This is a genomic window from Bacillus sp. MUM 13, assembly GCF_001866725.1.
Lineage (GTDB): Bacteria > Bacillota > Bacilli > Bacillales > DSM-1321 > Peribacillus.
In genome coordinates this window covers 1-10,090 of record NZ_MLYQ01000138.1, presented here as the reverse complement: position 1 = coordinate 10,090, position 10,090 = coordinate 1, and the positions used below count along the sequence as shown (strand labels likewise).

8 protein-coding genes are annotated in these 10,090 nt (G+C 42.1%); all 8 read right to left on the bottom strand.

Translation table 11 applies throughout. The features are described from left to right. Positions 1–22: 22 nt before the first annotated feature. Positions 23–2,581 carry a DNA gyrase subunit A gene (gyrA, locus tag BIV59_RS21685; RefSeq protein ID WP_071353540.1) on the bottom strand — a complete coding sequence of 853 codons (2,559 nt, stop codon included), beginning with the start codon at positions 2,579–2,581 and terminating at the stop codon, positions 23–25. A 148-nt stretch (positions 2,582–2,729) separates the two neighbouring features. Continuing rightward, the gene (gene gyrB, locus BIV59_RS21680; protein WP_071353539.1) at positions 2,730–4,649 is read right to left on the bottom strand and encodes a DNA topoisomerase (ATP-hydrolyzing) subunit B; all 1,920 of its coding nucleotides are present in this window, start codon (positions 4,647–4,649) and stop codon (positions 2,730–2,732) included. Positions 4,650–4,761: 112 nt separating this feature from the next. Beyond that, positions 4,762–5,010 carry an extracellular matrix regulator RemB gene (gene remB / locus BIV59_RS21675; RefSeq protein ID WP_071353538.1) on the bottom strand — a complete coding sequence of 83 codons (249 nt, stop codon included), beginning with the start codon at positions 5,008–5,010 and terminating at the stop codon, positions 4,762–4,764. A 12-nt stretch (positions 5,011–5,022) separates the two neighbouring features. Then, positions 5,023–6,141: a DNA replication/repair protein RecF gene (gene recF, locus BIV59_RS21670; protein ID WP_071353537.1), complete on the bottom strand. Its 1,119-nt coding sequence runs from the start codon at positions 6,139–6,141 to the stop codon at positions 5,023–5,025. Positions 6,142–6,157: 16 nt separating this feature from the next. Further along, positions 6,158–6,373, bottom strand: a complete 216-nt coding sequence (gene yaaA / locus BIV59_RS21665; protein ID WP_071353536.1) for a S4 domain-containing protein YaaA — start codon at positions 6,371–6,373, stop codon at positions 6,158–6,160. Positions 6,374–6,749: 376 nt separating this feature from the next. After that, the gene (gene dnaN, locus BIV59_RS21660; RefSeq protein WP_071353535.1) at positions 6,750–7,886 is read right to left on the bottom strand and encodes a DNA polymerase III subunit beta; all 1,137 of its coding nucleotides are present in this window, start codon (positions 7,884–7,886) and stop codon (positions 6,750–6,752) included. A gap of 202 nt (positions 7,887–8,088) precedes the next feature. Beyond that, a complete protein-coding gene (gene dnaA, locus BIV59_RS21655; protein ID WP_071353534.1) occupies positions 8,089–9,438 on the bottom strand; it encodes a chromosomal replication initiator protein DnaA in 1,350 nt (449 codons plus the stop codon). Positions 9,439–9,782: 344 nt separating this feature from the next. Continuing rightward, positions 9,783–10,090 (bottom strand): hypothetical protein (locus BIV59_RS23970; RefSeq protein ID WP_205684405.1); only part of this gene is annotated, 308 nt, incomplete at its 5' end.

The following is a 10,090-nucleotide window of genomic DNA, read 5'->3' as shown; positions in this document are numbered from 1 at the left end:
ATGCTCCTCCTTTTTGCATTTATTATTCTTCACCGTTTTCAGTGTCTTCGTGTGCTTCTTCCGGTGTACTTCCTTCTTCTCCTATTTCATCCTTAAATGGTTCAACAGGAGTTGTTTCAGCTATATCTTCAATGACTTCTTTTTCTTCATCACGTTCTACCATGGCAACTGTTGATACATACTCATTTTCAGAGTTTTCCAGGCGGATAAGCTTAACGCCCTGTGTGTTCCGTCCGGTTCTGGAGATATCCTCAACAGCCATCCTGATTAAAACACCTGCTGCTGTGATCAGCATCAGATCTTCTTCTCCGGTAACAGTTTTAACTGCAATAAGTTCACCGTTCTTGTCGGTGACATTGCATGTTTTAATTCCTTTTCCGCCTCTATTTTGAATACGGTATTCGTCAGCGGGCGTCCGCTTTCCGTAACCGTTTTTAGTGACAATCAGCACTTCATCGCTTTCTTCCAGTATTTCCATGCCGACAACTTCATCATTATTCCGCAGTGTGATTCCTTTTACTCCTGAAGCAGTACGGCCCATTGAGCGGACATCTTCTTCAGGGAAACGGATCAGCATACCGTTTTTCGTTCCGATTACGATGTGCTTCGTACCATCGGTCAGCCTTACTGAAATCAGTTCGTCTTCTTCTCTCAATCCAAGGGCAATCAAACCGTTAGTCCTGATATTAGCGAAAGAGGATAGTGGGGATCGTTTTGATATCCCATCCTTGGTGGTGAAGAACAGGAACCAGTCATCCACAAAGTCTTTTACAGGTATGATGGCATTTATCCATTCTCCTTTTTCAATTTCAAGGAGATTAATGATTGGAAGCCCCTTCGCTGTTCTTCCGTACTCAGGGATTTCATATCCTTTGGCACGGTATACTTTTCCCTTATTCGTAAAGAAGAGGAGTGTATCATGCGTAGATGTTGTCAGCAGATGCCCGACAAAATCATCCTCATTTGTGCCCATTCCCTGAATGCCTCTTCCGCCGCGCTTTTGGCTGCGGTACGTGGAAGCAGGAAGACGCTTGATATAGCCATTATGAGTCAATGTGACAATAATGTTTTCCTCTGGAATCAAATCCTCGTCTTCAATGCTTTCGAAGCCGCCCAAAACAATTTCTGTGCGTCTTTCATCATTAAAGCGTTCCTTGATTTCCAGCAGCTCCTCACGGATGATGGCTAATACTTTTTCTTCATCAGCCAGGATTGCACGCAATTCTGCTATTAACTTAACCAATTCCTGATATTCTTCTTCAATTTTCTCCCGCTCCAAACCGGTTAGACGCTGAAGGCGCATATCCAGGATGGCCTGTGCCTGCTTTTCAGAAAGGGAGAATTCCGTCATTAACCCTTCACGTGCAATTTCAGTAGTCTGGGAACCGCGGATTAAACTGATGATCCGATCCAGGTTATCAAGGGCGATGCGCAATCCCTCTAAAATGTGGGCACGTGCCTCAGCTTTCCTTAGTTCAAATTCAGTCCTTCTTCTAATTACGACCTGCTGGTGTTCAAGATAATAATGCAGAGTCTGCTTCAGATTCAGTACTTTAGGCTGTCCATCAACAAGCGCAAGAAGGTTGATTCCGAAGCTTGTCTGCATAGCGGTATGTTTATATAAATTGTTAAGAAGCACATTCGCATTTGCATCACGGCGGACTTCAATGACGATCCGCATTCCGTTCCGGTCAGACTCATCGCGGAGATCTGTTATGCCGTCTATTCTCTTGTCGCGGGCAAGCTCGGCTATCTTTTCAATCAGCTTGGCCTTATTAACCTGATAAGGAAGCTCCTTAACAAGAATGACCTGCTTGCCGTTGGATTTTTCTTCAATTTCAACCTTTGCACGAAGCAGGATGGAGCCGCGTCCTGTTTCATACGCTTTTCTAATGCCGCTGCGGCCAAGAATCATTCCTGCAGTAGGGAAATCCGGCCCTGGAATAATTTCCATAAGCTCAGGGATAGTAATTTCAGGGTTCGTGCTTAAGGCAAGCACACCGTCAATGACTTCTCCTAATTGATGCGGAGGAATATTTGTCGCCATGCCGACCGCGATGCCCGAAGAGCCATTTACTAGCAGGTTCGGAAAGCGGGCAGGCATAACTGCCGGTTCTTTTTCGGAACCATCATAGTTTTCTTTATAATCAATGGTGTCTTTATTGAGGTCGCGAAGGAGCTCCATTGATATTTTTGACATTCTTGCTTCAGTGTAACGCATGGCTGCTGCCGGGTCGCCGTCTACAGAACCGAAATTGCCGTGGCCGTCTACAAGCATATAGCGATAGTTGAAATCCTGCGCCATCCGCACCATCGTTTCATAAACGGCACTGTCGCCATGCGGATGGTACTTGCCGATTACTTCGCCAACGATACGGGCAGACTTTTTGAATGGCTTTTCAGCTGTCATTCCTAAATCGTTCATGGCATAAAGGATACGGCGGTGAACAGGCTTCAGTCCATCCCTGACGTCAGGAAGGGCACGCGATACAATAACGCTCATGGCATAATCCAAAAAGGAAGTGCGCATTTCGGTGCTTATGTTAATCTCTTTTACATTTGATTGCTGATTTTCTGACATGGAGCCAACCTCCTTTTATAAAGCAAAAAGCTTTTTGTAAAAAAGTATAATGAGAGCTATAACAGGTGATTCTCCTTGGCCCTCATATTTTCCGGAAACAAAAATGTAAACAACAGGATAGAAGAATGGTCATCTATCCTGCTGGAATTTAAATATCGAGGTTCTTTACATATATGGCATTTTCCTCAATAAAGTTGCGGCGGGGCTCTACTTTGTCGCCCATAAGTATCTCAAACGTTTCATCAGCTTCTATGGCATCACTCAGGCTGACCTGAAGCAGTGTCCTTGAATCAGGATCCATGGTAGTTTCCCAAAGCTGTTCAGGATTCATCTCGCCAAGACCTTTATAGCGCTGCAATCCCGGTTTTGGCTGGCTCGGAAGGCTTGCCATGATTTCTTCAAGCTGACGGTCATTGTACGCATAAAGCACCTTTTTGCCCTGTGATACTTTATATAACGGCGGCTGGGCGATATATATATATCCGTGCTCGATAATTTTTCTCATGTACCTGTAGAAGAATGTCAGCATAAGCGTACGGATATGCGCACCATCTACATCTGCATCTGTCATGATGACGACTTTATGATATCTTGCCTTTGTGATATCAAATTCCTCTCCAATACCCGTTCCAAGAGCCGTAATGATGGTCCGGATCTCGTTATTGGAAAGAATTTTATCCAAGCGCGCTTTTTCTACGTTGATAATTTTGCCGCGCAATGGCAGGATCGCCTGATAATGGCGGTCACGCCCTTGTTTCGCGGAACCGCCCGCAGAGTCACCCTCAACGATATATAATTCGCTTATTGCAGGATCCTTCGAGGAACAATCTGCAAGCTTGCCGGGAAGGCTTGACACTTCAAGTGCACTCTTCCTCCTGGTTAATTCACGGGCTTTTTTCGCTGCCAGACGTGCTCTCGCAGCCATTAAACCTTTATCGACAATCTTCCTGGCAACCGAAGGATTTTCATACATGAAAGAATCCAGCTTTTCAGAAAGAATGGAATCTGCTACTGTCCTCGCCTCGGAATTGCCAAGCTTCGTCTTAGTCTGGCCCTCGAATTGAGGATCAGGGTGTTTGATGGAAATGATGGCTGTTAAACCTTCCCTTACATCTTCACCGGATAAATTGGTATCGCTGTCTTTGAAGATACCGCTTTTGCGGGCATAATCATTAATAACCCTTGTCAGGGCTGTTTTGAAGCCGGACTCATGCGTTCCGCCCTCGTAAGTATGAATATTATTGGCGAAAGAGAACAAATTACTGATATAGCCGTCGTTGTATTGCAGGGCTATTTCAACTGATATGCCATCTTTCTGGCCTTCCATGAAGATGGTTTCGTGAAGAACTTCTTTTGATTTATTCAAATGTTCGACGTAAGACTTTATGCCGCCTTCATAATGGTATTCATTCTTGCGTCCTTCACCGCGCTTATCTTCAAGGATGATCTTGATTCCTTTATTCAAGAATGCAAGCTCCCTTAAACGGATGGCAAGCACATCATATTCATAAACAAGCGTTTCGGTGAAAATTTCGCCATCTGGAACAAAGTGAGTGGTTGTTCCTGTATGGTCCGTTTCTCCGATTATCGCAAGATCTTCCTGTGGTACACCGCGCATGAATTTTTGATAATAAATATTGCCATCGCGATGGACAAATACTTCCAGAACAGTGGAAAGCGCATTGACTACAGAAGCCCCCACTCCATGAAGACCGCCGGATACCTTATATCCGCCTCCGCCAAACTTTCCGCCAGCGTGAAGGACTGTCATGATAACCTCGACTGCGGGACGTCCCATTTTTTCATGTATTCCCACTGGTATGCCGCGTCCGTTATCCACGACAGTAATGCTGTTATCTTCTTCGATCGTAACTTTAATTTCATCACAGAAACCGGCAAGGGCTTCATCTATGCTGTTATCAACAATTTCCCAGACAAGATGATGGAGGCCTTTTGAAGCAGTTGACCCAATATACATCCCGGGACGCTTGCGGACAGCTTCCAGGCCTTCTAATACCTGTATCTGATTCTCATCGTACGCTTGATTTTGAGCTTCTTTTTGTTCCATTGACACGCCTATCACCTACACTTTTCTATTGGCATTCTATGCTTGTATGTTAATTGTTCAGTCCAGGACTGAAAAAAGGATAGTTTTAGCTGGTAATCTTTGCAGCGGGTCATCAGTCATTCAAGACGGACAGCTGCTGCGACCTTTTTTTTAACGTACCTGAAGCAAGAGGCGAATAAAATACATGCTTGTCTGTAATAACAACCGATTTTATTGACCCTTTTGCCAGGTTGGAGATGATGCTTTCTTTCTTTTCCAGGAATTCCTGGGTAATGGCTGAAGAATGGAGGATTTGTTTATCCAAGATGGCAATTACATCATCCGTTTTAACAAGTATATCCTCCCCGATATGCAGATACATGAACTCACCTCATCATTTGACCTTTGTTACATGTCCCTGATTCACTGTAAAGGCTGCAGCTTCACGCAGAGTCTGATGGTCGATCCCATCTACAGAAGTGGTAGTAACAAATGTCTGCACCTTTCCTTGGATGGTATTTAACAGGTGTGACTGCCTGAAGTCATCCAGCTCTGATAAAACATCATCCAGCAGCAGTATTGGATATTCGCCGATTTCGGCGTGTATTAATTCAATTTCAGCAAGTTTCAAAGAAAGGGCAGTGGTACGCTGCTGTCCCTGAGATCCAAAGGTCTGTACATCCCGTCCGTTCACATAAAAGACCAGATCATCCCGATGGGGCCCAGTCAGTGTCACACCCCGTTCAATTTCTCTTGCTTTTATTTTAGCAAATTTTTCTTGGAATTCTTCTATCATTTTCGACAAATCCATAGATTCTGATACATCGAGAGAAGGCTTATATTCTATTTTCAGAATTTCCTTGCCTCTTGAAATCCCGGAATGTACCGGTTCTGCCCATTTTTGCAGCAAAAGAAGGAACTTATACCGGCGCAGCACAATCTTTGCAGCGTGGTCAATAAGCTGCTCTGTTAAGACATCCAGCATGGTGGTGTCTGTCTGTTTTCGGATTTGAAGAAGTTTTAAATAATGATTTCTTTGTTGAAGTATTTTTTGATATTGACTCATATCATGAAGGTAGACGGGAGAAACCTGCCCAATTTCCATATCTATAAAACGGCGTCTCACCTGAGGACTTCCCTTGACCAGATTCAAATCCTCCGGAGCAAACATAATTACATTCATATTCCCGACATATTGGCTTAGCCTCTGTTGTTCAATATGATTGCTTTTAGCTTTTTTACCCTTTTTGGAAATGAGTAATTCAAGTGGAATAGAATTATTTCTCTTTTTTACCCTGCCTTCTATTTTAGCATATTCCTGGTCCCAGCGAATAAGTTCTTTATCATTGGATGTCCGGTGGGATTTTGCCATGGCCAGCACATAGATGGACTCCATGACATTTGTTTTGCCCTGGGCATTTTCTCCAAGGATAACATTCACCTTGTTTTCGAAAGATAGTTCAAGATCTTCATAATTCCGGTAATTCTTCAGTTTTATGTTTTCTATATGCATATGTTCTATCCTTTGCTTAGGATGTGATCAAGAAACGGCCGCTGACCTGCGGGATCTCTATTTTATCACCTTCCCTAAGCTTCCTGCCCCTCCGGACATCCAATTCACCGTTTATAAATACTTCATGCTCGCTCAGGAACCATTTTGCCATCCCTCCGCTTTGGATGACATCAGCCAGCTTCAAAAATTGACCCAGTGTGATATATTCCGTTCCAATCTGAATCTCTTGCATATCGCTCACTCATTTCTCAGTAGTCTCTAATATTTTATTTTACTAAAAAAAACACAAATAGACAAAGTATTGAGGATACAGCAAAGGCATTTTTCGCAATGACGGCTATTTATGTGTGCTAAAAGCTGTCATTGCGATTTTAGGCTGATCATACTTCATTCTCTTTTTTAAGGCTGCCTATAGCATTCGATCTTCCATGACCTCTTAAAAGTTATGTACTTCCTTTTGCTCAATTTCCCTTAAATCTAAATCGATCGTAAAGCATGATAAAAAGAAAAAGGCCCGCAGGACAGACCTTTACTTTCACAGAACAAATTACATATATGGCCCTTTACGCTGTTTAAGACGCAAAGCTTTGAAATGTGTTTTCCGCTTTTTAGTATGTCCTTACAGGCAGGATTAATTGCAGCATTGTGTCATCGTTTAGCGAGCGGATGACGAATGGCCTCATGGCGCCAGTGAAATTAATTGTAATATCCGTGCCTTCCAAAGCTTTTAAAGCATCCATGACAAACTTTGCACTGAAGGATATTTTAAGATCTTCGCCTTCAATGGATTCAGCAAGCACTTCTTCAATGACTTTCCCTATTTCAGGAGTATTGGAAGATACTTCAATGATTTTTCCATCATGGGTAGATAATTTGACGACATTGTTTCTGCCTTCTCTTGCAAGCAGTGACGCCCGGTCAATCGCCTGCAGGAAATCCTTGGCGCGGACAGTGACATCAGTTTTGCTGTCGTTTGGAATCAGTCTGGATGTGTCAGGATAGTTTCCTTCAAGCAGCCTTGAGTAAAACAGCAGGTTTTGGGCTTTGAAAAGTACCTGGTTTTCTGTAATAACAATTTCGATCGGATCGTTCGTATCATCCAGGATTTTGCTTAGCTCATTTAAGCTTTTTCCGGGGATGACCACACTATGTGATCCTTGGATGCCGCTTTCTATTTTCGCTTTCCTCATTGCCAGGCGGTGGCTGTCTGTTGCAATACAGGTTAATTCGTCCGTTTCAACCTTCAAGTTTACACCTGTCAAGATGGGCCGTGTTTCTGACGTGGACACAGCAAAGACAGTTTGGCGTATTAGGGTTTTAAGGAGATCCGCTGGAATTTTAAAAATGTTTTCTTCTTCAATCATTGGCAGGTGAGGATATTCTTCCGCATCTAATCCATTTAAATTAAATTCAGCTTTTCCTGAACGGAGAATTGTCTGGAAATGGTTTTGGACTTCAATTTCAACCGTTTCCATGGGAAGTTTTTTAACAATATCGCTGAAAAAACGGGCATTAAGGACAATTGCCCCGCTTTGTTTGACTTCAACAATCTCATTGCCCTCATCTTCTGCCGGAATGAAAGATTGAATGGAGATATCCGAGTCACTTCCGGTAAGTGTGACACCTTCACTTGTAACGTTGATTTTTATTCCAGTCAGAATAGGGATTGTCGTTCTGGATGTAACAGCCTTTAGAACTTCCTGGACGCTATGGACCAAACGATCTCTTTGAATGATAAATCTCATTTTATTTTTTCCTCCCGTTAAGTGATATTTTCAGCCTGCTAAGCATAGTGTTTTAGTTATTATTTTTTTAAAAAAGATAGTAGTAATAGTAGTAGGGCCTGTTAGTATGTGGATAACTTCGATAAACATAAGGAAAAACAGTCTATCCACATGTGGACAGACTGTGAGTAAGTGTAAGGAAGTTATCAACACTATTCGCATGTCAGACTTTTAGCTGCACTTGTATTTCCTTAACCTGTCTTTGCAGCTGGGAATCTGTTTGAAGCAGCTTTGAAATTTTTTCATGAGCATGAATGACGGTGGTATGATCTCTTCCTCCGAATTCATCTCCTATTTTAGGAAGAGAGAAATCTGTCAGCTCACGGGATAAATACATGGCGATCTGCCGCGGGAAAGCGACTGACTTTGTTCTCTTTTTAGCTTTAAAATCTTCAAGCTTAACACTGTAATGCTCTCCGACTGTTTTTTGAATATCAAGGATCGTAACGATTTTAGGCTTTGAGCTTGGGATGATATCCTTTAATGCTTCAGCAGCAAGGTCTGCATTGATATCTTTATTAATCAATGACGAATAAGCGACAACTCTGATAAGTGCCCCCTCAAGCTCACGAATATTCGAATCAATCTGGTTTGCGATATAAAGCATCACTTCATTTGGGATATCAAGGCCCTCTGCTTTAGCTTTTTTGCGGAGTATCGCGATCCTGGTCTCAAGATCAGGCGGTGTGATATCTGTAATCAGCCCCCATTCAAAACGGGAACGCAGCCTGTCTTCGAGTGTAGGTATCTCTTTAGGAGGACGATCACTTGAAATGACAATTTGCTTGCTTTCTTCATGGAGGGTATTGAAAGTATGGAAAAACTCCTCCTGTGTTTGTTCTTTTCCAGCTAAAAATTGAATATCATCAATAAGAAGAACATCTACATTCCGATATTTGTCGCGGAAGTCACCCGCCTTGTTATCACGTATGGAATTAATGAATTCATTGGTGAACTTTTCCGAAGAAAGGTATACCACCTTTGCCCGCGGATTATGTTCCAGCACATAGTGGCCGATAGCGTGCATTAAATGCGTTTTGCCAAGGCCCACTCCCCCGTATATAAACAAAGGATTATAGGCTTTAGCTGGAGCTTCGGCTACTGCTAGCGATGCTGCATGGGCAAAACGGTTGCCTGAACCAATGACAAATGTATCAAATGTATTTTTAGTATTTAACATGTGCTGCGGAAAATCATTATGATCATCGTCTTGTTTCTTTGGTTTTTTGGCAGGAGGCGAATCGGCAAAGTCATCTTCTCCCTGATTAGGGGGAATGATAAATTTAGCTTCTAATTCTTCACCTGTGAGCTCGAACAGAACATCTGATATAAGCCGGGAATATCGTTCTTCCAGCCAATCACGGGCAAACTCATTGGGAGCCGTTACAGTTAACAGGTCTCCCTGCAGCATATGGGCTTTTGTCGATTTAAGCCATGTTTCAAAACTTGGCTTTGAAATCTTCTTTTCAATCTTTGATAAAGCCTGGTTCCATAAACTATCAATGTTCTCCATTTAATCCCTCCTTTGCTAAGGATATTTCTATAAAAAATGAAAATGAATACGCAAGTTCAGGATTGTATTCTAACTCCGCATTTTCTGGTTTCTGACCCTGTTCCCATTCTTGTGCAACATTTGTATAAGTGAAAAATACTTTGCATTCATAGGCAGTATTTTTATGCATCAACAGGGATAGGGAAAAATATATAATAAGAAGTAAAACAGTTTTCGACAATATCCACCGATTGTGGACAAATTTATATTCACAGCTAGAATAATTTATCCACAAGTTATACACAATTTGTGGATAAGTGCTAAAATGATTGAAAGTTATTCAGAGTGAAAACACAAATATAATATCAGATATTTGCCTTGGTTGCAATGGATTTTAAAACTTTATCCACAAGACCACACGCTGCGGGAAAAACTTTTCCACAGTCCTTTTTTATGTGCAAAAGTATAACTGGAAGGCTGTGGATATTGAGAAAAATGTCGAAAAAGTATCCACAGCTATACATATCCGCTCTATAAATGGACAAACGGTTTAATATGAAGAGCTCTCTATTAGTATTGAAATAATGAAAAAAGCTGAGGGGAAGATCAGAAATTAATAAAGTATTAATTTTTGGCTCTTTTCTTAAATATTGTTGTTTTTTAATAAGTTCTG

Bases quoted from the DNA above. Each gene is read 5' to 3' on its own strand.
- remB (WP_071353538.1), bottom strand. From the start codon at position 5,010: ATGTATCTGCATATCGGGGAGGATATACTTGTTAAAACGGATGATGTA.
- dnaN (WP_071353535.1), bottom strand. From the start codon at position 7,886: ATGAGATTTATCATTCAAAGAGATCGTTTGGTCCATAGCGTCCAGGAA.
- recF (WP_071353537.1), bottom strand. From the start codon at position 6,141: ATGCATATAGAAAACATAAAACTGAAGAATTACCGGAATTATGAAGAT.
- dnaA (WP_071353534.1), bottom strand. From the start codon at position 9,438: ATGGAGAACATTGATAGTTTATGGAACCAGGCTTTATCAAAGATTGAA.
- gyrB (WP_071353539.1), bottom strand. From the start codon at position 4,649: ATGGAACAAAAAGAAGCTCAAAATCAAGCGTACGATGAGAATCAGATA.
- gyrA (WP_071353540.1), bottom strand. From the start codon at position 2,581: ATGTCAGAAAATCAGCAATCAAATGTAAAAGAGATTAACATAAGCACC.
- yaaA (WP_071353536.1), bottom strand. From the start codon at position 6,373: ATGCAAGAGATTCAGATTGGAACGGAATATATCACACTGGGTCAATTT.